Source organism: Pseudomonas leptonychotis, from assembly GCF_004920405.1.
Taxonomy (GTDB): Bacteria; Pseudomonadota; Gammaproteobacteria; order Pseudomonadales; family Pseudomonadaceae; genus Aquipseudomonas; species Aquipseudomonas leptonychotis.
This window is the reverse complement of the sequence record NZ_RFLV01000001.1, coordinates 348764-371666: the sequence shown is the minus strand read 5'-3', so window position 1 is coordinate 371666 and position 22903 is coordinate 348764. Positions and strand designations below refer to the sequence as shown.

21 protein-coding genes and 4 pseudogenes are annotated in these 22903 nt (G+C 55.7%); 10 read left to right on the top strand and 15 right to left on the bottom strand.

Going from position 1 to position 22903, the window contains the following annotated elements; translation table 11 throughout:
* Window positions 1–2 precede the first annotated feature (2 nt).
* Window positions 3–935: a glycosyltransferase family 2 protein gene (locus tag D8779_RS01685; protein ID WP_240789666.1), complete on the bottom strand. Its 933-nt coding sequence runs from the start codon at window positions 933–935 to the stop codon at window positions 3–5.
* Window positions 936–1380: 445 nt separating this feature from the next.
* Between D8779_RS01685 and D8779_RS01680 the strand changes: the two are divergent.
* Window positions 1381–1662 (top strand): annotated as a pseudogene (locus tag D8779_RS01680) (transposase); the annotation flags it as partial.
* 184 nt (window positions 1663–1846) lie between these two features.
* Here the strand turns inward: D8779_RS01680 and D8779_RS01675 are convergent.
* Window positions 1847–2989 (bottom strand): annotated as a pseudogene (locus D8779_RS01675) (IS3 family transposase).
* Window positions 2990–3093: 104 nt separating this feature from the next.
* On the opposite strand from D8779_RS01675, the pseudogene D8779_RS21220 reads away from it, so the two are divergent.
* The 3 genes and pseudogenes from D8779_RS21220 to D8779_RS01660 form a co-directional block, all read left to right on the top strand.
* Window positions 3094–3518: pseudogene (locus tag D8779_RS21220) on the top strand (IS110 family transposase); the annotation flags it as partial.
* Between the two features lie 1069 nt (window positions 3519–4587).
* The gene (locus tag D8779_RS01665) at window positions 4588–6114 is read left to right on the top strand and encodes a hypothetical protein (RefSeq protein ID WP_136662736.1); all 1527 of its coding nucleotides are present in this window, start codon (window positions 4588–4590) and stop codon (window positions 6112–6114) included.
* A gap of 81 nt (window positions 6115–6195) precedes the next feature.
* Window positions 6196–6812, top strand: a pseudogene (locus D8779_RS01660) (CvfB family protein); the annotation flags it as partial.
* Window positions 6813–6863: 51 nt separating this feature from the next.
* On the opposite strand, the gene D8779_RS01655 reads toward D8779_RS01660, so the two are convergent.
* On the bottom strand, window positions 6864–7364 hold the full coding sequence (locus D8779_RS01655) for a thermonuclease family protein (RefSeq protein ID WP_240789665.1): 501 nt from the start codon (window positions 7362–7364) through the stop codon (window positions 6864–6866).
* Window positions 7365–7653: 289 nt separating this feature from the next.
* Between D8779_RS01655 and D8779_RS01650 the strand changes: the two genes are divergently transcribed.
* Window positions 7654–7989 (top strand): hypothetical protein, encoded by a 336-nt coding sequence (locus D8779_RS01650; protein WP_136662734.1) that lies wholly within the window; start codon window positions 7654–7656, stop codon window positions 7987–7989.
* A gap of 1 nt (window position 7990) precedes the next feature.
* Here D8779_RS01650 and D8779_RS01645 read toward each other — a convergent pair whose 3' ends face one another.
* From D8779_RS01645 to D8779_RS20890, 6 genes are all read right to left on the bottom strand, one after another.
* Window positions 7991–8428, bottom strand: a complete 438-nt coding sequence (locus D8779_RS01645) for an ABA4-like family protein (protein ID WP_136662733.1) — start codon at window positions 8426–8428, stop codon at window positions 7991–7993.
* A 122-nt stretch (window positions 8429–8550) separates the two neighbouring features.
* Window positions 8551–9210, bottom strand: a complete 660-nt coding sequence (msrA, locus tag D8779_RS01640) for a peptide-methionine (S)-S-oxide reductase MsrA (RefSeq protein WP_240789664.1) — start codon at window positions 9208–9210, stop codon at window positions 8551–8553.
* A 2-nt stretch (window positions 9211–9212) separates the two neighbouring features.
* Entirely contained in the window at window positions 9213–9728 is a 516-nt protein-coding gene (msrB, locus tag D8779_RS01635; protein ID WP_136662732.1) for a peptide-methionine (R)-S-oxide reductase MsrB, read from the bottom strand.
* A gap of 119 nt (window positions 9729–9847) precedes the next feature.
* Window positions 9848–10885, bottom strand: a complete 1038-nt coding sequence (locus tag D8779_RS01630; protein ID WP_136662731.1) for a GGDEF domain-containing protein — start codon at window positions 10883–10885, stop codon at window positions 9848–9850.
* 128 nt (window positions 10886–11013) lie between these two features.
* A complete protein-coding gene (locus D8779_RS01625) occupies window positions 11014–11448 on the bottom strand; it encodes a GNAT family N-acetyltransferase (RefSeq protein ID WP_136662730.1) in 435 nt (144 codons plus the stop codon).
* Window positions 11449–11515: 67 nt separating this feature from the next.
* A complete protein-coding gene (locus D8779_RS20890) occupies window positions 11516–11647 on the bottom strand; it encodes a hypothetical protein (RefSeq protein WP_276605877.1) in 132 nt (43 codons plus the stop codon).
* Window positions 11648–11927: 280 nt separating this feature from the next.
* Between D8779_RS20890 and D8779_RS01620 the strand changes: the two genes are divergently transcribed.
* The 4 genes from D8779_RS01620 to D8779_RS01605 all read left to right on the top strand — a co-directional run bounded on the left by D8779_RS01620 (window position 11928) and on the right by D8779_RS01605 (window position 16685).
* Window positions 11928–12695 carry a PP2C family protein-serine/threonine phosphatase gene (locus tag D8779_RS01620; RefSeq protein ID WP_136662729.1) on the top strand — a complete coding sequence of 256 codons (768 nt, stop codon included), beginning with the start codon at window positions 11928–11930 and terminating at the stop codon, window positions 12693–12695.
* Window positions 12696–12723: 28 nt separating this feature from the next.
* On the top strand, window positions 12724–14229 hold the full coding sequence (locus tag D8779_RS01615) for a serine/threonine-protein kinase (RefSeq protein WP_136662728.1): 1506 nt from the start codon (window positions 12724–12726) through the stop codon (window positions 14227–14229).
* A gap of 156 nt (window positions 14230–14385) precedes the next feature.
* Window positions 14386–15246, top strand: coding sequence for an FHA domain-containing protein (locus D8779_RS01610; protein WP_136662727.1), 861 nt, complete (start codon window positions 14386–14388; stop codon window positions 15244–15246).
* A gap of 116 nt (window positions 15247–15362) precedes the next feature.
* Window positions 15363–16685 carry a phospholipase C/P1 nuclease family protein gene (locus D8779_RS01605; RefSeq protein ID WP_136662726.1) on the top strand — a complete coding sequence of 441 codons (1323 nt, stop codon included), beginning with the start codon at window positions 15363–15365 and terminating at the stop codon, window positions 16683–16685.
* Here the strand turns inward: D8779_RS01605 and D8779_RS01600 are convergent.
* From D8779_RS01600 to D8779_RS01580, 5 genes are all read right to left on the bottom strand, one after another.
* Window positions 16660–17547, bottom strand: a complete 888-nt coding sequence (locus D8779_RS01600) for a hypothetical protein (protein WP_205895770.1) — start codon at window positions 17545–17547, stop codon at window positions 16660–16662. The genes D8779_RS01605 and D8779_RS01600 overlap by 26 nt on opposite strands.
* 117 nt (window positions 17548–17664) lie before the next feature.
* Window positions 17665–19407 (bottom strand): N-acyl-D-amino-acid deacylase family protein, encoded by a 1743-nt coding sequence (locus D8779_RS01595; RefSeq protein ID WP_240789663.1) that lies wholly within the window; start codon window positions 19405–19407, stop codon window positions 17665–17667.
* Window positions 19408–19520: 113 nt separating this feature from the next.
* Complete coding sequence (locus D8779_RS01590; RefSeq protein ID WP_136662725.1) at window positions 19521–19859, bottom strand: DUF2025 family protein; 339 nt, start codon at window positions 19857–19859, stop codon at window positions 19521–19523.
* 176 nt (window positions 19860–20035) lie between these two features.
* Complete coding sequence (locus tag D8779_RS01585; protein WP_240789662.1) at window positions 20036–20656, bottom strand: hypothetical protein; 621 nt, start codon at window positions 20654–20656, stop codon at window positions 20036–20038.
* Between the two features lie 189 nt (window positions 20657–20845).
* A complete protein-coding gene (locus D8779_RS01580) occupies window positions 20846–21547 on the bottom strand; it encodes a YebC/PmpR family DNA-binding transcriptional regulator (protein ID WP_136662724.1) in 702 nt (233 codons plus the stop codon).
* Window positions 21548–21764: 217 nt separating this feature from the next.
* Between D8779_RS01580 and D8779_RS01575 the strand changes: the two genes are divergently transcribed.
* Window positions 21765–22649 carry an EamA family transporter gene (locus D8779_RS01575; RefSeq protein WP_136662723.1) on the top strand — a complete coding sequence of 295 codons (885 nt, stop codon included), beginning with the start codon at window positions 21765–21767 and terminating at the stop codon, window positions 22647–22649.
* A gap of 3 nt (window positions 22650–22652) precedes the next feature.
* On the opposite strand, the gene D8779_RS01570 is transcribed toward D8779_RS01575, so the two are convergent.
* Window positions 22653–22898: a hypothetical protein gene (locus D8779_RS01570; protein WP_136662722.1), complete on the bottom strand. Its 246-nt coding sequence runs from the start codon at window positions 22896–22898 to the stop codon at window positions 22653–22655.
* Between the last annotated feature and the right edge of the window lie 5 nt (window positions 22899–22903).

Genomic DNA, 22903 nt, shown 5'->3' with positions numbered 1-22903 from the left:
AGTCAGCGCTTGCCTCTATAAATTTGACGAATGATGAAGACGGGGCGTCTTTTCGACTCTATATATGTTCTGCCGAGATACTCGCCTAGTATGCCGATGCCGATTAATTGTAGTCCGCCCAAAAAAGTGACTGCGACCATGATGGAAGCGTACCCCGGAACATCAGCGCCATGAATAATGACTTTTAACGCTATAAAAATCGCGAATAGGAATGAGATTGCGGAGAACGTCAATCCGAGATATGTCCATATTTTAAGAGGGTCTGTGCTGAAGCTGGTGATCCCTTCTAGAGCAAAGTTCCAAAGCTTCCAGCCGTTAAACTTGCTTGTTCCTGCAGAGCGCTGAGGCCTAGAGTAGTTGATATAGGTTGTTTTGAAGCCTACCCATGCAAATAGCCCTTTCATAAAGCGTCTTGATTCAGGAAGTTCTTTAATTGCCTCCACTACGCACTTATCCATCAGGCGGAAGTCACCCACATTTTCCGGTATTTTCGAGCTGGTCATCTTGTTGTGGATGCGATAAAACAAGTTCGCCGAGGAGCGCTTGGCCCAAGAATCTGAATCTCTGTCGATCCTACGGCCAAGTACAACTTCATATCCCTCTCGCCATTTGGTAATCATGGCAGGGATCAGTTGTGGTGGGTCCTGTAGATCAACATCAATGGGGACAATTATTTGACCGCTGCATATTTGCAGTCCTGCCGTAAGGGCTGCTTCTTTCCCAAAGTTTCTACTAAGTTCAATTATTTGGATTCGATTGTCTATGCTCTGTAGTTCGAGCAGGCGGAGTAGTGTGTCATCGGTGCTTCCGTCGTTAATGAAGAGGATTTCGAGATCAACAAGAGGCTCCTTGTCAAATACGGTTGATATCGAATTAATAAATAAGGATACTGTTTCGGCTTCGTTAAAAACGGGTACTATTAATGATAATTTCACTGTTGTTTCTGGTGCTATACTCTGTGTCAATTCGCCGTACCCACTCTTACTCGTAGTTTTGGACGCAATATGGAGTTGTTTTTGTATTATCCCACAATCCAGATGTTCGTTTCGTTTTTTTTCTTTAGGGTCGGTAGCGGTAAAAATTTATCAAAATACTTTACTGCTTTTCCCGGTGCGGTTCTTCTCATAGGCAGCATCTGGCTCCCCGTTAGTATAGTGCGCCATCATTGAAATCGTTCGTGTTCAAGGCTTCAGCATACGCAGGATCGTCTGCTTGTCTTCCTGTCCCCCTAAAACCATCAAACAAAAGTTGTTTAGCGGCAAAGGTGTCTGTGGCGATTACTGTTCCGGCAGGGCTACAGCAGAGGCAGCCTGCAGTGGCTCAATGATTCTGGACACCCCCGATAGGGCTTTAAGCTTCGCCCTGCAATGAGGTGTTTACGTGACCAGAAGATCATTTCTTGCAGATTTTAAACTTGCAGCAGCCGGCCTGGTTCTGGATCAAGGCTATTCAATGCCCGAGATCAGAAAATCCATGGGCGTAGGTCCGGCAGCCTTACGTCGTTGGGTAGAGCAGTTGCGCAGTGAGCGTTGCGGTACAATACCATCACGCAGCAAGGCCATGACTCCTGAGCAGAAACGCATACAAAATCTAGAAGATCAGGTTCGGCGTTTGGAGTGGGAGAAGGAAGTTTTAAAAAACCGCCTCCCGGTGCTCAGCGGCCCATTGGGTTAGAAACACAACCACTACACTGGCACTTTTGGGCAGTGGTCCTCTGCTTTTTGGAGGCTAAGTCCTCGTCAAAAAAACCTGACCAGGGGAAGCTGCGGGCTCGTTAGTGGTGGTGCGTTCCGTGACCCCGTTTAGGAATGTGATTTGCCCCGAGTCCTGAATCGCCCCTGGTTTTCTAGACGCTCTCCAAGCTCTGGAAATAGCGCTTTTCAAACTCTACCGGCGACAGCTGATTGTTGAAACCATGCCGTCATTTTGGGTTGTAGAACATCTCGATGTAGTCGAACACATCGGCCCGGGCATCCTGCCTAGCGTTGTAGAATTTTCGCTTGATCTGTTCACGCTTCAGTAGCTGGAAAAGCTTTCAGCCACCGCATTGCCGTGACAGTTACCGCGCCGGCTCATGCTGCCAAGCAAGTTGTTGGCTTTCACGAAACTTTTCCAATCGCCGCTGCTGAGCTGGCTGCCTTGATCTGAGTGAATCATCATTTCCTGTTTTGGCTTACGTCGCCAAACCGCCATCAGCAATGCAACGATGGCTAGATCACTCGTCATCTGCGGCTTCATCGACCAGCCAATGACCTGCCGCGAAAACAGATCGAGCACCACTGCCAAAAACAACTAGCCCTCGTGAGTGCGGATATTAGTTATGTCTGTGACCCAAACTTTGTTGGGGTCGGTGACATTGAATTTGCGCTCCAGACGATTCGGTGAGGCGACTGGAGACTTGCCACCATAACGCCTCGGCCTTCGCCGATAACCCGTCTGCGAACGCAGCCCTTGCTGACGCATCAACCGAGCAACGCGATTCCTGCCGTACGGCTCTCCAAGCTCACGCAGATCGTCATAGACTTTTCGGTACTCGTAGACACAACCGCTTTCCAGGCAAGGGTGTTTGATCAAACCCAGTAGTCGCTGATCATCCCAGGCGCGCTCACTTCGGCTCAGCAAGCCAGGCGTAGTAACCGCTGGTATGGACTTTCAAAGTCAGGCACAGACGACGAACCGGGTAATCCACGGATAGCTATTGATGAAGGCGTACTTCAGCCGCACTCCTTGGCAAAGTACGCGTCGGCCTTTTTTAGGATGTCTCGCTCTTCAGTAACACGCTTGAGTTCGGCACGCAGGCGACGTAACTCAGCGTGCTGATCGTCCTCTTGCAGGCGTTGCTCCGCGGGCTTGCTGTAACGCTTCAGGCATATAGGCTATGTGTCGACATGCCTAAACGAGCAGCGACCTCAGCTACAGGCAGGCCTCGTTCAGTGACCTGCTTGACTGCTTCTATTTTGAATTCTTCGGGATAACGCGAGTTACTCATGGCACCTCTTAATGAGCCGTATTGTGAGGCTTGGAGGTGTCTACGAAATTAGGGGTGATTCATCTCCATTCAGCGTCTCTTATGTAGGAGGGTTCTGATGAAAAATAAGCTCTGAACGCCACGGGCTACCTATAATTCAGAAAAGTGCCGCAGGCATCGACGTTGGTTTGCGCTTCCATGTGGTGGTGGTCCCGGCTGGCCTCGCCGCGGTGCCAGTTCGAACCTTTCAGGCATTTACTACTGGCCTGAAGCAAATGGCCGACTGGCTGGGTAATCTTTGAATTACCATGGTGGCGATGAAGTCGACCGGGGTGTATCGGATTCCGGTCTACGAAATTCTGGAGACCCACGGTCTGCATGTCGTGCTGGCTAATGTACGGGGCGCCCGCGCAGTATCTGGAGGTAAACCGACGTTAATGATTCACAGTGGATTCAGCGATTGCATGCCTGTGGTTTGCTGCGTGCCAGCTTCCATCCAGATCGAGAGATCGCCGCGCTACGTAGCTATCTGCGTTTGGGAGAGCGATATCCACGAGCCGAACCGTACCGAGTGTTTGGAGTAAATCGTAGCAGTGTCTACAGCAGTGTCTACGCGACCTCGCCGGGTAAATCATCGGCGGATAGCATTGAGTCAGCTAGCCACTGAGTTTCATCTGTTGAGTCGTAGTTCAGTAGGTGCAAGAACGTTGTTAGCGGCGCTGCGGATACAAGGTGTCGCGGTGGGACGGTTCTTGGCTGGCCGCCTGATGAAACAGGCTTGGATGTTCAGCTTGCAATGCCGCAAGCATCGCTATCGCAGGGTTGAGGGTGAAAGTGCCATCGCTGCGAATGAACTAAATCGAAAGCTCACCGTGAGCGGCCCTAATCAAGTGTGGTGTGATGCGGTGATGTCACTTACATCTGGGCGGGCAATCGCTGGATCTATCGGGTGGCAGATCATGGGTCTGTATGCGTGCTGCATTGTAGGCTGGGTGCTCTCCAATCGACCGGGCTCAAGGTTCGCAGCTCGTGCTTTGCGCGTGACCTACAGCTGATGCTTCCCTCTGATTAAGGCAGTCCTTACGCCAGCATTGAGTTCCGCCAAATGCTGTGGCGCTACCAGCAGAGCATGAGTCGCCGTAGTAACTACTGGAATAACGCGTTTATGGAGCGTTTCTTCAAAGGCCTGAAAACAGAGTGGATGCAGAGCATGGCTATACCAACTAAGACCGGGCTTAGGCAGACGTGCTGCGCTACCTGACGGACTACTGCAACCATCAACGGCCACACGGCTACAATGTATACAAAACGCCAGTGGAGGCCGAATTAGTGGCCGGATGAACACTAAGCCAGTACCCGGATTTTGTTGATCACAACACTTGCACACAGGCAGGCAGAGTTAGATAATGTTGGGTCTAATCGCGCAATCGTTCTTGTAAGTAGTTCGGCGCTCCCAGTATCCTATTAACGCTATGAGAGAGGTAATGCACAAAGTCATGGCCTTTCGGCATGATGCGCCAGCCGTAATTCAAAAACTATGCTGCATTCAGCTCCTGCAATATTCATGAATGACATAATGTTTATTCGAAATCGAATACTTACACCTTAAAGGCCTAGAGATGTACTCTCTGAAAGCATTGGTTTTTGATAAGTTTTGGGAAAAAATTAAAGAGATAAACTTTCAAATAAGGCTCGCAGCTTTCTGTGGTAATTTTTTTATTGCAATTACTCTCATTGTCGGGATGGTTGGTTTTCTGACTATGGCTACAGACTTGTGGGATGGTGTAATTATCTCGCATGCTATATCCCTCGATCGGCCCGATGTATATCATGAGTGGTTCAGTGAGGCTGGGTTATTCTTCACTCCGTATATATATGATGCCATCTATATTTTCCGTGGGGCTGTTAGTTACGATCTTCTTGCTAAGTTGGTTACTGTGTTTTTTCTTATTCTATCGGCAGGTGAGGTAGTCAGGATTTCTGAAAGATATTTCAATGTGGATCGGGAAGTAAGATTTTATACGGCAATACTTTTTTACATGTCTCCTGCTTGGGTTTTGTACTATTCTAATATCTACTTGATGCACTCGCTCACTTTGTTTGTGACGCTAATATGCACTAGATATATCCTTGATCGAAAAGCGTTGGTGTTGTGTGTTCCGTTGCTTCTCTTGTCATTCCAGCAGTCTTCGAATGCGCCGCTTTCTATATCGCTCATACTTCTGGATTGCATGTTTAACCATGTAAAAATAAAAGACAGAATTATAAATATCGGCTTCATATTAATTATTGCTTTCGGTTTTTTTGCGCTTAGAAATTTGTTTCCAACTCATGGGCTTTACGAAAGCTACAACAAAATCCATCTTGAGCATATGTTTGCTGTCGGTGGTTATTTTAGGATGGTTGAGTACTTTGTGCTTCTTTATTTTCCGAGTTTTTTGGTCGCTGGCTTAGCTCTATATTTTCGCCCGGATAAAAAAGCGCTATACATGATTTTGATTATTTTGGTTGGGGTGTTGCTCAATGGTGTTGCTTATATTGCAGTAAATAAAATTCCAAGCTTTTCAGAGATCGGATTGATGCACGGTGAGTCTCTGCGGTTCACATTTACCAGCACTGTTTTTGCAGTTTTACTACTGCCTGCAATTTTGCAGCCCCTAGTGGAGGCGCCTCGTTTAAGAATCCTGGCGCTAATGGTGATATTGATGTATGCGTGTGCAATTAATATTTATGCACATGAGGGGAAGATGAAAGAGGTGCTTTTTCAGCGCGGAATGATAAATGAAATTAAAAATCTCAGTTATCTCCCCTCTTGTGCGATCAATATTAAAAGCGCAGGAGTAGGCGTGTTAACAGGTTATGAGTATGGGCACATATTTTATCGAGCCTACGGTGAGACGAATCAATTGCCGCTGGGAGATTCACAAAATCCAGTTTCAGACATTAAAGAGCTCTATAAAATATTTAATAAGGATAGTTACAGGGTAAAGTATTTCATGCCTGCTGAGGCGCCAGGGTGCGTAATAGATATGAATGTCAGTACGTCAGTTGGGGAGTGGGGCTTCGTTGAGACTTTTACTAAGTATCTCTCCGGTAGCCCCGGCTCAATTGTAAAGGTCTCGGTTTTAGGAGTTAATCCACTATAAATGTTGTCGCATTAGAAGGCTCTTTCGTAAATAGCAATTTTCTGCTGCGGGGGGCGGATGGCGACATAAGTTTAGGTTGGTGCAAGTTTGAGACTTGTGGATATAAACCGAGTGGTCCCGTTCTTAATTGGGGTTTGCCGAAAGATTTATTGCTGCCGCACTCCGAAGAAAAGCGTCCGCTGCAGGTGGGCGATTATTGTGTGGTCCACGTATTTCTCGATAAGCGCAGCAAGCGTATAACCGCGACCGCGCGCCTGGATCGTTATCTGGATATCGTGCCGGCGAATTACGTGGCGGGCCAAGAAGTTGACCTGCTGGTGGTTGAACCTACTGACATGGGTTTCAAGGCCATTATCAACGGTAAGCACTGGGGCCTGATTCATAAAAATGAGCTGTTCAAGTTCATGCGCGGCGGTATGCAGGAAAAAGGCTTTATCAAGGAAGTGCGCGCCGACGGCAAGATCAGCCTCAGCCTGCAGCCGGTTGGTCAAGAAGCGGCCAGTAGCTTGGGCGAGCAGATCTTGGCCACGTTGCGTGAGCATGGCGGCGTACTCAAGGTAAATGACAAAAGCTCGCCGGAAGAAATTGCCGGGCTGTTTCGAGTCAGCAAAGGCAACTTCAAGAAAGCCATTGGCGGTCTGTACAAGCAGGGTCGCATCGTGATCCACGAAGACCGTATCGAGTTGCCCAGCAAGTGATCACTAGTAGTCGCCTGGCTGGGGCGGCACGCTTGCATTTTTAGCCGTCTGTCAGCCGCCGCCAAACTGAGAAAATGACGCCGTTTTGCTTGGTTTGGTTTTTTGCGGTGTAGATATTCTGCCGGCATAACGCCAATCCCAAGGCGCGACGATGGATTGGGCGGGCAGACGCCAAAGGCCTTTGCCCATGTTGCGTGCCAGCGTCTCGGCATCTTGCAGGCGGTGGTCCTTGAGTTGCTTGGTATAGGCCCAGGCCGCGCCTTGTTCGACCAAGATGTAATTCACATCGCGGCCACCAACGTAGGCGCGAGCCAGCGTCCTGCCATAGCGGTCCAGCGCTTGAATATGCAAGATAAGTTGCTTCTCAAGGATTAGATCCGAAAGTACCTGCTTGGCTTCGGCACCATACGGCTGCTTTCTTTCTGGGGCGTCGATTTCTGCAAGGCGTACCCGCAGGCGCTTGTTCTCGGTGCTCAGGCAGGTGAACGTGTCCCCTTCACTGATAGAAACCGCCCTGCAACTGATTTGGTCAGCCACCACCAGGCCGGGCAAGCAGCACAGAAGCAGTAAAGCGATGCGGATAGTCATTGTGTTGGCGAGGCCCGGTATGCAAATGCAGAGCCGTTGATAGTAATGAAAAGCCGCCCGACTAAGCGGGACGGGTATCGCGAAATGAAAGAGGCGGGTACGTAAATGCTGGGTCCTGTGCTAATCCCGGTGCTGCGCTAGAGCTTGCCTTAAGGTCTAACGACGCCTTAGCTGGATCAGTGGTTGGAACCGCAGGCGTGATCCTGTTGCCAAATATTCAGGTTCGTTTCGCGCTGACGGCGCAGAGGTTGTGATGACGATAGGCAGGTATGTGGTCAGTCTGGTGGGGTTATTGCTGGTGACGCCGCTGTATGCCGAGCAGCAGGCGTCGCAGACGCTGCGGGTAATTCCGAAAACCTATGTCAGCCCCGGCGCCAGCGGCAGCATCGGCAGCTCGCAAACCAGCGAAAGCCATAACCTCTACGGCGGGCAGCACTTACCCAACGGCCTGCAGCGCCATGAGCAGGGCTACGGCAGCCAGTCGATAGAAAGTCGCGGAACGATCAAGCAAACAATCGAGTACCCCAATGGCTACCAGGTGCAGCAGTCTCCAGGACTGAGCACTGAATACTATGAGCGCCGCCGTTAGCTTAGGCCGCTACGACCAAGCCCCAGCGTAACCCCAGAAACGCGAGCAAACCCAACGGTCCGAACATCAGCGTCAGCACATAGCAAGGCAGCAGCGCCCAGTGGCTGATGCCCGCGATGGCGCCTTCGTGGCGGATATACAGCCCGACCATCAGATCAAACGCCAAGATATGCACCCAGGCTGCCAGTGCGGCCGTGGGTTGGCGCAGCAGCGAAAGTACACCTCCCAAACTGAAGAAACCTGGCTTGCCGCTACCCGGCTCAGGCCGCTGGCGCATTGCAGCGAATAGCAGCCAACTATAAACAATGGCCAGCAGTACCACGCTGAGCCCCAGTACCAGTTCATCGGTGTAGGTCCAGAATGGCAGGCAGACCAGCATCAGCCAGCCGCCCAGGGCAATCAGCGAGGTCAGTTTGAACAGGGGTTTCAATGGGGTCATGGCGTGGTCACTTGAAAATATGTGGCTTCACCATAGCGTAAACAGCCACTGTCGCCTCATTGAATCAGCGGCTGAATAGGCGCGTATCAGCTGTCGCAAGTGCCGGCTGATGCGCGGGTTTATTACTTCTTGCCCCAGAGCTGCTCCAGGCGTTGGTCACGGCCGCAGCCGTTGCGGTAGTAGTTGTAGCGCAGCGGGTTACGCAGGTAATAGTCCTGGTGGTAGTCCTCGGCTGAGTAAAAGGTGCTGGCCGCGAGGATCTCGGTCACTACCGGTGCTGGCAGGCGTCCAGATTTTTCCAGGGCGTCTTTGGAGGCTGTAGCCAGTTTCTGTTCTTCTGGGTTGCTGTAGAAAATCGCGCTGCGGTACTGCGAGCCGCGATCGCAAAACTGGGCGTTGGCGGTGATCGGGTCGATGGTCGGCCAGAAGGCTTCCAGCAGCTTGGCGTAGTTGGTTTTGCTCGGATCAAAGCGCACGCGAACGGCTTCAATATGCCCGCTATTGCCGGCGGATACTTGCTCGTAGGTGGGGTTGTCGACGTGGCCGCCGATGTAGCCTGAGGTGGTTTCAATCACTCCGGGTACCTTGTCGAAATCCGCTTCAGTGCACCAGAAGCAGCCGCCGGCAAAGATCGCCACGCCGGAATCTTCCACTGTTGGTTTGCTGACCTCTGGCTGCGGTACCTGCGCAGCTGTCGGTTCACAGGCGGCCAGCAGGCCGCCTAGGATGAGCGCAGCGCTGGCGAGTAAACGGCGGCGCCAAGCAGTATTCATAGCGTTCATGTTCAGCTCCGCAGTTCAGGTAAGGATTCGCTTGCGGCGATAAAGCGCAACGCCACGCCGTTGTTGCACCAGCGCTCACCTCGCGGTTTTGGACCGTCATCAAATACGTGTCCCTGATGCCCGCCGCAGCGGGCGCAATGGTATTCGGTGCGAGGGAAAAACAGTTTGAAGTCGCGTTTTTGCCCCATATGGCCGGCAATAGGCTGGGTAAAGCTGGGCCAGCCGGTGCCGCTTTCATACTTGTCTTGGCTGGCGAATAGCGGCAAGTAGCAGGCTGCGCAGATATAGGTGCCGTCGCGTTTTTCCTGATTCAGTGCGCTGCTACCGGGCGCTTCGGTGTCTTCTTCGAAGAGCACGGCGTAGGCGTCGGGTGTCAGCAGGTCGCGCCAGTCACGATGAGGTTTGTTCAGCGGGGTCACGCTGTTGGCGATGGCTTGTGCCAGGCTGAGCGGGGCGTGGCCGAGCAGGGGCAAGGCCGGCAATAGGGCCATGGCCTTGAGCAGGGAGCGTCTTTTCATGGCGGTGCTCTCGAGGAGGTGTGGCCAATAGACAGAGAGAGGCCCGAGTTGTTACAGGGTTGCGGACAGCGGGTCGTGGTTTTTTCGCCGCAAGTTGTAAGCAAACATAAGTCTTGAGATTAGGCGGTAGGCACACCATTGGTTGAATCGACTTCATCAGCGATTACCACGCAGTTGCGTCCAGCACTTTTGGCGCGGTACAGGCGTTGATCGGCACGTTCCAGCATGTCTTCCCAATGCTCGTCACGGCGCAGTATGGCGCCGCCGACGGACATGGTCACCGCTCCGCCTGGGCTGCGTAGGTTGTGTGCCACTTGTTGTTGCAGTTGTTGCGCGGCCGCCAATAAGCCTACACGGTCAGTGTTGGGCAGCAGGAGGAGGAATTCTTCACCGCCGAAGCGGAACAGGCGGTCTTCCTTACGCGAGGAGTTTTTGATCAGCTCGACAAAATCCACCAGCACCTGGTCGCCGGCCTGATGGCCATAGTTGTCGTTGACCCGCTTGAAATGATCGAGGTCCATGGTTAGTACGGCATAGCTATTACCGTGGCGGCGGTGGCTGGACGCCGCAATCTTCAGCTCTTCATTCATCGCCCGCCGGTTGCGTGCGCCGGTCAGCGGATCATGGATGGCCAACTGCTGCAGTTGGTCGCGCTGGCTGGTGGTGCGGTAGGCAAAAACAAAGCTGAGCACGCTGGCCATCATGCTGGTCACCAGAAATGAAACCATTTGGTAGTCGCTTTCGAACACCGCGCCAGGATTGTGCTGCCCATAAGCGACCAGGCTTACGAGTACCAGAAGGGTCGCTAACAAGGCTTTGCCTGGTGACACCATAAAAAAATTGAAGAGAATCAGTGGGTAGATCCAGAACAGGCCGTTGACCCCTAAATTGATGGCGATCAAGGTTGAGCCGGCAGAGAAAATAGTGGCCAGGTAGATGCCGGGTTTGATGGTGTCGCCCGTACGCCAGGCGTAGAGCACCGCGAGCACGGTGGACACGACAATCACCGTGTCGGCCGAGCCTACCAGGTAGTTACCGGTGGTTAGCCGGTAGACGGCATACGGGGTAACGCCAATCACGCCAAACAGGCCCATCAAGGTAATGATGGATAACTGAAAGTCGCTACGCAGGCGCCTGAGCAACCGCGATATACGCATAGTAAAAGCCACTGTTGTCATTGTTATGAGCTAAGCATGCAGAGCTTGTCTTGGCGATGGCAATAGTAAATTCGAGCAGAGTGCCGGTATGGCGTGCTATCTGCCCAATGGGCTCCGCCTACCTAGTACTAAGGTTCCAGGCGTTGTGCTGCAGTGGCCAAGCCGGGCGCGCGTGAGAATGCCACCAAGCTTTTATGGCGTTGATAGCGAGTAAGGCGTTCAGCCAACGGTTGAGGCAGGTCGTTGCATGGAACAAAGCCCAGGCGCTGGTAGAAGTCGCTTAACTGCGGGTGGCAGAACAACCAGACGGGTGTGGCGCAGTTGGCCTGGGCTGTGGTGAGTAGCTGTCGGGCCACGCCTTGGCCGCGTTGTGACGTGGCCACCAGCAAGCTGGTCAGCCAATGGCCGTGCGCGACGGGCTGTAGGCACAGCGCTGCCATTATTCCCTGTTTCTCAGCCACCCATAGCTGTGCGCCGGTCGTGGCGCGCATGGCGGAGCGTTGGCTGCGGTAGAAGGTGTCGGCCAGTGGTTTGAGCGAGGCGGGGAGTTGGCGGTAGTGCATGGTGGCTGAGTGTCTTGCGGTTATTGATGCCTGAGTGCAAGCGCGATGCTCGCCTCAGGCCAGTGTTTCAGGCGTTGATGGCGCTGCTGCCGAGTACGGTCTTCGCGCCTTGCTTGCCTTTTTTATCCAGGCGTTTTTCGCCGGCGGTTTTCAGCGGTTTTTTCTTCACTTGTTTCTTTGAGTCCATACCTTTGCTCATGACCTTCACCTCTGACAATGTCGTGGTTGAATATGCTGGAGCGGGCCATCCCCTCGCTGTGAGGCGAGGCTGGTGTTTCGAGTCTACGCCCATGCGGGGCGAATAGCTGAGGCGTTATCCAGTTATCCAGATAGCCGACTTGGGTTCGACTGGTTAACAATTCACCGGCAAAATCGGCGGCTGGCGGTGACAGCCTGAGTTTGCCGCCGCATCATGGGCTCATTACGCCGCGTGCAGCCAGGCTGCTGGGTGACTGTTGAACTCCTATGTCGAGACGTTGATGGAACAGAGGCTGATTTATGCCGGCCAGAGCGTGCCTGGACGGGTGCGTGGGCACAACGAAGATGCCCTGTTGTGCTGCCCACAGCTGAGTCTATGGGCGATTGCCGATGGCATGGGCGGGCATCAGTGCGGCGAAGTGGCCAGTGCCTTAGCGTTAGATACGCTGCAGGCAGGGTGCGCGGATGGGTTGGAACTGGCGGATGCGGTGCATGCGGCCAATCGTGAAGTGCTCGCCGTGGCGCGCACTGAAGAACACCAGGGCATGGGCACGACCCTGGTGGCGGTGCGTTTCAATGGGGCTGCGTTCAACATTGCTTGGGTGGGCGACAGCCGTGCCTATCGGGTCAGCGCCGGGCATATCGAGCGTGTAACCCACGATCACAGCTGGGTGCAGGCCATGATCGATGCTGGACAAATGAGCCCAGAGACAGCGCGCAGTCATCCGCAGCGCAATGTCATTCTGCAGTGCCTGGGCCGTGATGATCAGCCGTTGCAGGTTGGTCTGCACCACGGCGTGCTCGGTGAGCATGAATTGCTGCTGCTGTGCAGCGACGGCCTGACGGGCGAACTCGAAGACGCGCAGATTCAGCAACTGTGCAGCAGCGCTCAGACCCTTGATGAACTGGTGAACCAGCTGTTGGCGCGGGCTAACGACATGGGTGGCAAGGACAATATCTCCTGTATCGTGCTGGGGCGTGATGCCGCTGCGCCCAGCGTTGCGCGTAAGCCCCGTGGCTTGCTCAGTCGTTTATTCACCTCCCGTTAGCCTTAACCTGCCGATGCCCACTAATCCCATGACTGAACAACTGCTCGATATTCCCGGTTACCAGGTGCATGGTCGCCTCGGCACAGGCGGCATGGCCGAGGTTTACCTGGCCACCCAGGCGTCGCTGCACCGCAAGGTGGCGATCAAAGTACTGCTGAGCGCTGATGATCAAGCGTTCAGTCAGCGCTTTATCAAGGAAGGCCACATCGTGGCGTCCCTGCATCATCCCTCGATCATCACCATCTATGACATCGACCAGCTGGCCGATGGTCGCCATTACTTGGCCATGGAATTTGTGCCGGGCGGCGATCTGGCGCAGCACAAGGGCGAGGTGTTCGACTTACCGCGTGCCCTGCGGATTGTTCGTCAAGTGGCCAGTGGGCTGGCGGTTGTGCATGGCAAAGGCCTGGTACACCGTGACATCAAGCCGGCCAATATCCTCTTTCGTGGTGACGGTACGGCGGTTATTACCGACTTTGGTGTGGCCAAGGAAGTGGAGCTGGATACCGACCTGACCCAGTTCGGCATCGCTGTCGGCAGTCCTTCGTACAGCAGCCCCGAACAGGCGCAGTGTCAGGCCCTGGATGCGCGCAGTGACATTTACAGCCTGGGGGTGATTCTGTTGGAAATGCTCACTGGCAATAATCCTTATCGCGCCGCGAATTACACGCAGACGGTGATGAACCACCTGCAAATGGACGTGCCGCAGCTGCCTGCACAGTTGCAGCACTATCAATGGCTGCTTGAACGCATGCTGGCCAAAGACCCGGATGAACGTTTTGCCGATTGCAACGTGTTGCTCGCCAGTCTGGATGAGCTGACGCAGGATGACCCGGATAGCACACGTATTGCCCCCGCATTAAGCCTGGCCAAGTCTGCCAAGGGCCGCCCGCGCACTCAGTTCTGGGTTTGGCTGCTGGTGGGTCTTTTGCTCTTAGCCGGCGCCACCGGCGGCGGTTATCATTTTTATCGGCAACAACAAATCAGTGATTACCTGGCGCGTGCCGAGCTACGCCTGCAAAGCGGTAGTCTGTTGGAACCTGCGCAAGACAACGCCGACTATCTGTTTCGTCAGGTGCTAACGCTTGATGCGAACAACCCGATCGCGTTAGACGGCCTGGCCCGTGTGCTGCAAGCGCGAATCACCCAGTACTTGCAGCTGGCGGAGCAGCGTCTGGCCGATCAGCAATTGCTGCTGCCCGAAGATGACAGCGCCACCCATTACTTCCGTCAGGTTTTGGCCTGGGAGCCTGATAACTTGTTGGCTTTGGCCGGAATCAACCGGGTGGCGCAGCGCTATATCGAGCAAAGTGAAGCCGCCTACAAGCGCCGTGAGTTTGCCTTGGCGTTGGTGCTGGTGCAGCAAGGCCTTGAGGTAGAGCCCGCTAACGAGCAGTTACTGCAATTGCTCGACGGTCATGAGCAGCGAGTACGCCTGGCTCAAGCGCCACGACGCAAGCCAGCAAGCGTTCAGCCGTCAGCGCCTACGTCGGTCAACCCAGTCAAGCGGTTGTGGAACAACCTTTTTGATTAACTAACGATACTGGCGTATTGCTACCTGATTGATTGGCAGGCAGCATGCGCGCCTTGATTCCTTAGTGCGTGCGCGCAATGCCACAGGCGCGACGTGCAACAAGTTTTAACCCGGTTCACTGGCGGCTATTTAACTGACTTTGGGGTAGTGGCACAGATGCTCAGAATTCACTTCAGTGATAATCGTCAGGCGCCGATCTGGCTGGTCGACGAGCGTTTCACCATCGGTCAGGACAGCCGTAACAGTCTGGTATTGGCTGACCCCAGTATTGGTTCCTTCCACGCGGAAATTCGTCAGGATCATGGCTTCTACTACCTGACCGATGTGGGCAGCCCTGGCGGTTCATTCGTCAATGACGACCGTATCAGCACGCGTTTTCAGCTACGCGCCGGTGATCGCGTGCGCCTTGGTACGGTGGAGCTGCTGTTGGTTGACCCGGCGCGCAGCAATACCAAAGCCGAGCAGGTCGCACGCTGGTACCTGCAGGTGATTCAGGGCGAGCACGAAGGCAAGAAATTCCATATCAATGGATCGATGACCTTTGGTCGCTCGGTGAAGTGCGAGTTGTGTTTCAGCGACCAGCAGTTGTCGCGCCGCCACTGCGAGTTCTACCTCAAAGACGACGTGCTGGAGGTCAAGGACCTGGCCTCGGCCAATGGCTTGTTGGTCAACCAGCAGAAGGTCGCGACGGCCGTATTGCAGCCGGGTGATCAATTGAAAATGGGCTCGGTCAGTTTGTTGGTGATCGGCCCGAAAAGCACGGTGGCGCAAGCTGTGGACGAAGACGCCACCTTGTTTATGCGCGCCGTCGACTTGCCCAAGGCGCTCAAGCCGGCGCCTCTGTCCAGCTCGTCGAGCAACCCTGCCAACCCGCTCCGTACGGCCTCCCAGGCCAACCCCATGCATGCGGCGGCTACTGCCGCCAAGGCACCCAGTCGGCTGAACAAACCGCTGTTGGGTGTCGTGTTATTGCTGGTGACGGTGTTGATCGTGGCAGCAGTTGTGTTTATCGCTTAATCAGGGTTTTAAGCTCAGCCCGATTGGTGAGTGGGCTGACTTGATACGACAGTGCCAGGTGGCGGCTTTGGCGTTAGGCTACGCGTCTTTGCCTATCAGTCGTTGTCGGAGTCGCCGTGAAGCCATTGCTGTTGTTGTCTGCCTGTTGGCTGCTGTGTCAGCCGTTACACGTGCTGGCCTGGTCCAATCATTCGCTGGGCAGTCAGCTGGCGTTACAGGCATTACCCGAACTGCAGCGCACACTGAACTATGAGCCATTGCAGGCGTTTCTCGACGCCCAGGCGCCGGCCATTGAGCAGTTGCTGGATGAGCAGGAAACCTTTGCCCGAGCGCATTTCCCCGATTACCCCACGCGCCCCGAAGCCTTGCGTTTTAGCGCCACGGCCACGCCTGCAGATGACAGGCGCAGTGCGTTCCTTACAGCGTTGCGGGTCAATCCGCACATCCGTCTCGCCGCGTTTGTTCAGCAATTGCCGGGTCAGGCTGATGATGGTCGCGCGCGTTTGGCCGCCGAGCAGGTGTTGGTGTTTCGCAAGATTGGCCCCTGGAGCCACTGGCGTTACCTAGCTCTGCAACCGGGTGAGGCGGTGAGTGCCGTGCAGGTGCTGAGCAGTGCGGCCGATGAGCCTGACTATGGTCACGACATCAACCTGTTCAGTGACAACCCTGGCGAAGTCGGCGAGCAGTACAACTTCGGTGTGCAACCCTTTGGCGATGTGCGCTTTGAGTATTCCTCCCAGGCGCCGTTCCATATCGGTTACTACCACGAACCGGAGCTGGTGTTTCAGGCAGCACCCTATCTGCGCCGTACCTTGCCGCACTGGCGCATCTACCAGTACACCGGCTTGGCCCGGCTGGCTTTGCAAAGTGGGCATGATTACTGGGGCTACCGTTTCCTCGGTTGGGCCCTGCACTACATGCAGGACCTGACTCAGCCCTATCACGCCAAAACCGTGCCGGGCTTTGCCACGGCCGAACTGATGCTGATTGCCCTCAAAGGCGCCGCCGGTTACCCCGAAGATCGTCTGGCGGCGATTGCGCGGGTGGCAGACCGGCACACGGCCATCGAGGAGTATCAGTTAGAGCGCATGCAGCAGTTGATGGCCGAGCAGGCAGCGTCCCCGCTGCTGCAGGCTTATACGCAGAATCCGCAAGACAGCTATCCGGTTTATTCGGTGGACTACGCACAGCAGGTGGTGGCGGCCGAGTCCTATGCCAGTGCCGATGCTTTGGATGAAGTGATCGGCCAGTGGCTGGCCGGTAAACCGGCGGCAGTTCCAGGCTTTAGCGAAGGCAATCAGCTGGTTGCGGCCGAGGTAGACCCACTGCTGGAACAGGTGCTGGTAGAACTGTTCAAGCGTTTTGGGGCGCACACCCGCAACGTTGTGCAAACCACCCTCACTCAGTCTTTACCTAGCGTACCTGTGACGGCGCAGTGAACCACAGCTCGCGTCGTTGCAAGGGCGTGGCGCTGGGCAGCAGCGGGTTGCGCAATTCAATCACCTGACGCTGTGTGAGTTGCGCGCGCTGCAGGCTGGTGGCGAAATGCTGCTGGAACAAGCGCTCGAATGAGCCATCGGCAAGCGCTTTTTCCATGCCCAGGCGTACGGTTTGCGCCAGCTCCGGGCGTTTGCGTGAGAAGAAGAAATACATTGCGGCGGGGTAGTGCAGCAGTACATGTGGATCAGCAACTAACTGTTTGCCGCGAGGGTGCTCCAGCTCATCCCAGATTTCGATCACCGAGCGCGGAAAGTAATCGAAGCGCTGCGCGTGCAGCATGCGAAATAGGCTGCCGTAACTGGATGAGGTGATAACCGGCAAGCCATGGTCACGGAGGATGGCGCTGTCTGGCCAGTCATGGCCCTGGCCTGCCGTGAATGGACGCAGGTCATCGAGGGTGCGCACATCCTTGAAGAGCTCCGAGCGGCTACTGGGCAACAGAGCAATGCGCCAGCCAAACAGGCCTTTGTCCAGTGGGATACGCACCGGCAGCAGGCGCTGTTCACGCTCAATGCTGGTCATGCTCCAGACCACGTCGAGGCGTTCATTGTGTTCTAGGTTAATCAGCGCACGTTCTTGTTCCATGCTGTAGTGCGAGGGCTCCAGGCGCAGCGTGCTGCCGGCTTTATCCAACGCCAGTTGCAGCTGCGCCAGTGCATAGATGGAGCGAAACTCATCGCCATCGGCGCGCCGAGGGAAATGAATAACGCCGCTTTCATCGGCGTGAAGCAAGGGTGGCAGGCTCAGGAGCAGAAGGGCTAAAAACCAGCGCCTGGCAGTTGGCGAAAGCATGCGGGGCATTTTGATCGTGAGTCCTTTCAATGCCGGCACCAAGGGAGCTTCGCCGGATTGTGCGGCGTGCATTATGCCAGCCTCGGGCGGCTTCGTGATGCGCTAGATTGCATGCCTGCAACCTGACTAAACGTTGCTACGCAGGAATTGTCCGTAGCCACGGCTGTGCCCCAGCTCGGCAGCAAACACGTCATGCTGAAAGGCAATCCGCCCGTTGATCAGCACGGCGTCCACCGCCGCACCGCGGTTAACCATACGCTGCAAGCCGCCGAAGGCGTCCATCGGTGCCTCTTGGTAACTGGCCAGTGAGTCGTCCAGCGCGCTAGGATCGATGATCACCAGGTCGGCCCGCGCGCCTTCGTAGAGCCTGCCAGCGTCGATGTCGAACCACTCGCCCAGCTCGCCGGTCAGACGCCAAATCGCGGTTTCAATCGGCATTACCGGCTGGCCCCGTAACTCGGCATCGCGTACCAGTTTGAGCAGGCGCACCCCAAAGTTGTAGAAGGCCATATTGCGGATATGCGCGCCGGAGTCTGCAAAGCCGATCAGGGTGCTGGGCTCGCACACCAGTTTTTCCACCACTTCGGGGCGATGGTTAGCGATCAAGGTGCGCCAGCGCAGGCGCGGGCCGTGGGCCACCAGCAAATCGAGAAACAGGTCAGCAGGGTGTTCGTTGCGGGCCTTGGCCAGTTCCCCGACGCTTTTGCCGACCACGCTGGCGTCCGGGCAATCGACTATCCAAGCGTCGTCGAAGTCGCGGTGCCAGACCCTTGGTCCGAATTTCTTCTCGACGTCCTGGCGAAAGCGCAAGCGATAGGCCGGGTCTTGGAACAGTTGGCTACGCAGGTCGTGGTTAGCCAGGTGCAAGGCTGCTTGGCCTGCGGGAAATTCTTCGAAAACCACGAACTCCATGCCGTCGGCATAAGTTTCGAACGGCACCGGCAAAGTCTGCCAGCGAAAATCGGCGTTGCTCAGGCGGTTAATCCAGCGCGTCAGCGGGCCAAGCACCGGTGCCAGCCAAGGGTCGGCTTTGACATCCATCAGGGTGATCAGTGTGGTCTTCAGCGGTTTGCGCCACCAGCCGCCGATGCTGTCCCAGAGAAAGGCCAGCACATTGAGCTTGGTCACCAGATTTGGCGCGCCCTGATGAATGCGCCCACGCCTGCGCAGGATTTTGTTCAGTCGCGCGTACTCAGCCCAGGGTGCATACACCGAAGGTAGGGATTTCGAGCGTTGGCGGTCACCATCGAGCTTGTCCCAAGGGTTGGTCATGCTCGACAGGCCCAACAGTCCGGCGTCTAGCGCTTCTTCCAGCAGGTGTTCCATCTGCTGCAGCTCGTTTTCGCTGGGCCGTACTTTGGCGTCCACCGCGCGCTCAAGGCCGAGCACCGCGACGCGCAGGTCGGAATGGCCGAGGAAGGAGCAGATATTCGGCCCCAGTGGATGCTGATCAAGAAAGGCGACGAACTCGCCGGCGCTGTTCCAGCTCTTGCGCGCCTGCAGCAGCGGCAGCACATGTTCGCGTGGCACGGATTCGACGCGGGTGAACAGATCCGAGCAGTCTTCCGGGCTGGACAGCACCATGCTGATTGAGCAGCTGCCGATCATTACCGTGGTCACGCCATGGCGTACCGATTCTTTCAGCGCAGGCGCAGCAACCATCTCGGCGTCGTAATGGGTATGCATGTCGATAAAGCCGGGTGTCACCCAGCGGTTCTGCGCATCGATAACCTGGCCACAGCCGCTTTCATCCAGGGCGCTGGCACTGATACAGGCCAACTTGCCGTCACGGATGCCGAGGTGGCGCACAACACCAGGCGCGCCGCTGCCATCGAAAAACAACGCGTTATTGATCAGCACATCGAACATCGGCAGGCTCCTGAGCGAATGTAATCGGCCTGTCGAGCTTAGTCTGCTGCGCGCTGCGGCTGTGAGGGCGTAAGTGAACAAGCAGGGGCTTATTCGGCCATGGGCGTTGGCGGCTACTCTGTCATTCCGGCGTGAAGGCGTCGGCGCTCGGCGCTGATTTCCGGCATATCGGTGCGGCGCACATAGACCCGCAGCGGTTCGCTGATGTTCAGGCGGTCATCGATGTTTTGCTCCAGCAGCAGCTGCAGACGCGCGCGATCGAGGTTCATCAGTTCGCCTGCAACGGCGCGCCAGACGAATTCGCAGGTGGGGGTGATGCTCTGTTCGAGCACGTCGAGGCCAAAGGAATCTTCGGAGAACCGCACGATATAGCGCCCGATCTTGGCATTGAAACCGACAAAACCCTGTAATTGATCAGCCGCCGCACAGATGCTGGCAGAAGTGGTGCTCATGGAAACCTCGGCGATAGCAGTTAGAGGGCAAGCCTCGAAAAGACATCGATATAGGCTAAAGCGCTATGAGATGAGCACCTTGCTGTGGATCAATAAGTGGGTGCGAAACGGGCGGGATGAATATTTTGCTGGGGGTGTCACTAAGGCGAGCCATTGCGGCTCGCCGGTGGTTAGATTCAGTTTTTCTTGGTGCTGGAAAATGCGCTGATCTTGCCGAAGGGCGAGCTGTGCATATCAACCTTGACCGCCATCAGCGGCGAGTTGTTGACCCATACATCGTCGATCACGATGGTCTGCCCGAGATCGTCGTTATCGGCGGCTACCAGCAGGTAGTAGGTGCCATCTTCGGCGGCTTCACCATCCCAGCTCAGGCTGATCTGCCCGACCACTGCATCGGCATGTGAGGGCTTGTCGGCGATTACCGCACCGTAAGCATCCAGCAGCATGGCGCGCGGCTTCAGAGCGTATTTGCTGACGCCCATGCACGGCTTGTTGCACAAGGAATGTACATTAAGGGTGTAGCGCTCGCCTTTTTTCAACTGCAGGGAAAAGATCCGGTAGTTGGAGATCGAACTGCCGAAATCCAGGCGTGGCTCATCGGCACTGATCGGCCATTGTGGGGCAAGCAAGCCAGGGTTGAGTGGCAGCGGGATGGCCTGGGTGTTGTGAATGGCTTCTAGGGTGCTTTTTGCCATCGGGGTGTTACTTGCCTTGACCTCATTCTCATAGGTCTTCTGCGGGTTACTGGTGCATGCGCCGAGTAACAGGCAGGTGGCCAAAATCAGAAACTTGTGCACGGTAAAACTCCTGTGTGACAACGTCCTTGTGTACACGCTGGGCGCTGGTGGCGCGGCGGGCGGCGATTCTACCCGCTTTGTAAGGTGCGGGGAGCGGTCAATCTGCCTGTACGACGAACTGCGCACATTAATATGTGCCGCTCGTGGGCCCGCGGCGCATCCTGCGCGGCGGGCCTGGTCAGCCTTTATTTAGCCGGAAAGCCCGACATAGACGTTCTGCACGTCATCGTGCGCGTCGAGGGCTTCGAGGAAGGCTTCGACTTCTTCCAGCTGTTCTGCCGTAAGGCTGCTCACCGGATTTTTCGGGATATAGCCGATCTTCGCCGAGTTGACGCTGAAACCCTGTTCCGGCAGCGCGCGGCACACGGCATCGAGGTCGGTTGGTTCGGTGATAAACAGGGTGTTGCCATCTTCAGCTGGCTCGAAATCCTGGGCGCCGGCTTCAATCGCGGCCATTTCCGGGTCGGCATCATTCTCAGTGCTGGCCTCAATCATGCCGACGTGATCGAAATCCCAGGTTACCGAGCCGGAAGCGCCCATCTGGCCTTTGCGGAACAGCACGCGGACTTCGGCCACGGTGCGGTTGATGTTGTCGGTCAGGCACTCGATGATCACCGGCACCTGATGCGGGGCGAAGCCTTCATAGGTGGCGGAGTGGAAAGTCACGGTATCGCCCAGCAGACCTGCGCCTTTCTTGATTGCGCGGTCGAGGGTTTCCTTGGGCATCGAGGCTTTTTTCGCCTGGTGGATGGCCAGGCGCAGCTTGGGGTTGAGGTCCGGTTCGGCGCCGTTACGGGCGGCGATCATGATTTCCTTGACCAGGCGGCCGAAAATCTTACCCCTGGCATTGGCGGCGGCTTCTCTAGGTTTGGCTTTCCACTGGGCGCCCATGGCTTATCTCGTCGTTGCAGGTTGATAGGTCGGTCAGGGGGGCGATTCTAGCGCTTCGGGGCGTTTGCGGCACCTTTGTAGCTTAAATCAGGCACGTACTTAGGGTTGTTGGGGCTTGTCATGGGTGGCTGTACGGTCGATTTGCCAAGTTACTGTATGGGCTGGGCGTAGCTGCTGGCGGCTTTAATAAACGTTTGCCCGTTTAAGAGGTGCGACCATGCTGCCCAAAGATTTACTACTGGCCCTGGTGGTGATCATCGTCTGGGGCATGAATTTTGTGGTGATCAAGATCGGTTTGGATGACATGCCGCCGATGCTGTTGGGCGCGTTGCGCTTTCTCCTGGCGGCCTTTCCCGCCGTGCTGTTTATCAAGCGCCCGCAGATTCCGCTGCGCTGGCTGCTGGCTTATGGGCTGACTATTTCGCTGGGGCAGTTCGCCTTTCTATTTTCCGCGATGTCGGTTGGTATGCCTGCTGGCTTGGCCTCACTGGTGCTGCAATCGCAGGCGCTGTTTACCCTATTGTTTGCAGTGCTGTTGCTGGGCGAGCGCTTTCGGTTGGTCAACTTATTCGGGCTGTTGGTGGCCGCTGGCGGTTTGTTGCTGATTGGCGCGCAGGGTAATGGCCTGATGACGCTGGCCGGTTTTGTTTTGACGCTGTGCGCGGCCGCTATGTGGGCGCTGGGCAATATCGTTACGCGCAAACTGGGTAAGGTGAACCTGGTGGGGTTGGTGGTGTGGGGCAGTCTGGTGCCACCGCTGCCATTCTTTGCGTTGTCCTGGCTGCTGGAGGGGCCCGAGGTGATGGCGTCGGCGTTACGCGGGATCAGTCTGGATACGCTGCTGGTGTTGGCCTACCTGGCGTTCGGCGCAACGATCCTCGGCTATGGGCTGTGGAGTCGCTTGCTGTCGCGTTATCCGGCCAGCCAGGTGGCACCGTTTTCGTTGCTGGTGCCGGTCGTCGGGCTGACGTCATCGGCGCTGTTGCTCGATGAGCGCTTGAGCACCCTGCAGCTGGTGGGGGCGCTGCTGGTGATGCTCGGGCTGCTGCTGAATTTTTGCGGTGGTTGGCTGTTTGGCAGGCTGCGCGCGCGACTGGCCTGAGTATTAGCGCTTGCCCATGGAGCGGCGCGTGCCGTTAGGCGCAGGGCCAATCTTCTTTTCATGGGCAGATTTATTGCCCTTCTGATGCCAAGGTTGATCGTCCAGTTTGCCGGAGGCAGCCTTGGCGGCGCTGAACAGTGAGGAAAAGCCAGTGGCTTTAGGTGCGTTGACGGTGGCGGCCTCGTCACTGGCCGGCGCAGCGCTGTCGACAGGCTGAACGGCGAGTGTGGGTGCTGGTGTCTGAGTCATGGCGA

Bases quoted from the DNA above. Each gene is read 5' to 3' on its own strand.
- D8779_RS01665 (WP_136662736.1), top strand. From the start codon at position 4,588: ATGTACTCTCTGAAAGCATTGGTTTTTGATAAGTTTTGGGAAAAAATT.
- D8779_RS01650 (WP_136662734.1), top strand. From the start codon at position 7,654: ATGACGATAGGCAGGTATGTGGTCAGTCTGGTGGGGTTATTGCTGGTG.
- D8779_RS01645 (WP_136662733.1), bottom strand. From the start codon at position 8,428: ATGACCCCATTGAAACCCCTGTTCAAACTGACCTCGCTGATTGCCCTG.
- msrA (WP_240789664.1), bottom strand. From the start codon at position 9,210: ATGAACGCTATGAATACTGCTTGGCGCCGCCGTTTACTCGCCAGCGCT.
- msrB (WP_136662732.1), bottom strand. From the start codon at position 9,728: ATGAAAAGACGCTCCCTGCTCAAGGCCATGGCCCTATTGCCGGCCTTG.
- D8779_RS01630 (WP_136662731.1), bottom strand. From the start codon at position 10,885: ATGCGTATATCGCGGTTGCTCAGGCGCCTGCGTAGCGACTTTCAGTTA.
- D8779_RS01625 (WP_136662730.1), bottom strand. From the start codon at position 11,448: ATGCACTACCGCCAACTCCCCGCCTCGCTCAAACCACTGGCCGACACC.
- D8779_RS20890 (WP_276605877.1), bottom strand. From the start codon at position 11,647: ATGAGCAAAGGTATGGACTCAAAGAAACAAGTGAAGAAAAAACCGCTG.
- D8779_RS01620 (WP_136662729.1), top strand. From the start codon at position 11,928: ATGGAACAGAGGCTGATTTATGCCGGCCAGAGCGTGCCTGGACGGGTG.
- D8779_RS01615 (WP_136662728.1), top strand. From the start codon at position 12,724: ATGACTGAACAACTGCTCGATATTCCCGGTTACCAGGTGCATGGTCGC.
- D8779_RS01610 (WP_136662727.1), top strand. From the start codon at position 14,386: ATGCTCAGAATTCACTTCAGTGATAATCGTCAGGCGCCGATCTGGCTG.
- D8779_RS01600 (WP_205895770.1), bottom strand. From the start codon at position 17,547: ATGCCCCGCATGCTTTCGCCAACTGCCAGGCGCTGGTTTTTAGCCCTT.
- D8779_RS01595 (WP_240789663.1), bottom strand. From the start codon at position 19,407: ATGTTCGATGTGCTGATCAATAACGCGTTGTTTTTCGATGGCAGCGGC.
- D8779_RS01590 (WP_136662725.1), bottom strand. From the start codon at position 19,859: ATGAGCACCACTTCTGCCAGCATCTGTGCGGCGGCTGATCAATTACAG.
- D8779_RS01580 (WP_136662724.1), bottom strand. From the start codon at position 21,547: ATGGGCGCCCAGTGGAAAGCCAAACCTAGAGAAGCCGCCGCCAATGCC.
- D8779_RS01575 (WP_136662723.1), top strand. From the start codon at position 21,765: ATGCTGCCCAAAGATTTACTACTGGCCCTGGTGGTGATCATCGTCTGG.
- D8779_RS01570 (WP_136662722.1), bottom strand. From the start codon at position 22,898: ATGACTCAGACACCAGCACCCACACTCGCCGTTCAGCCTGTCGACAGC.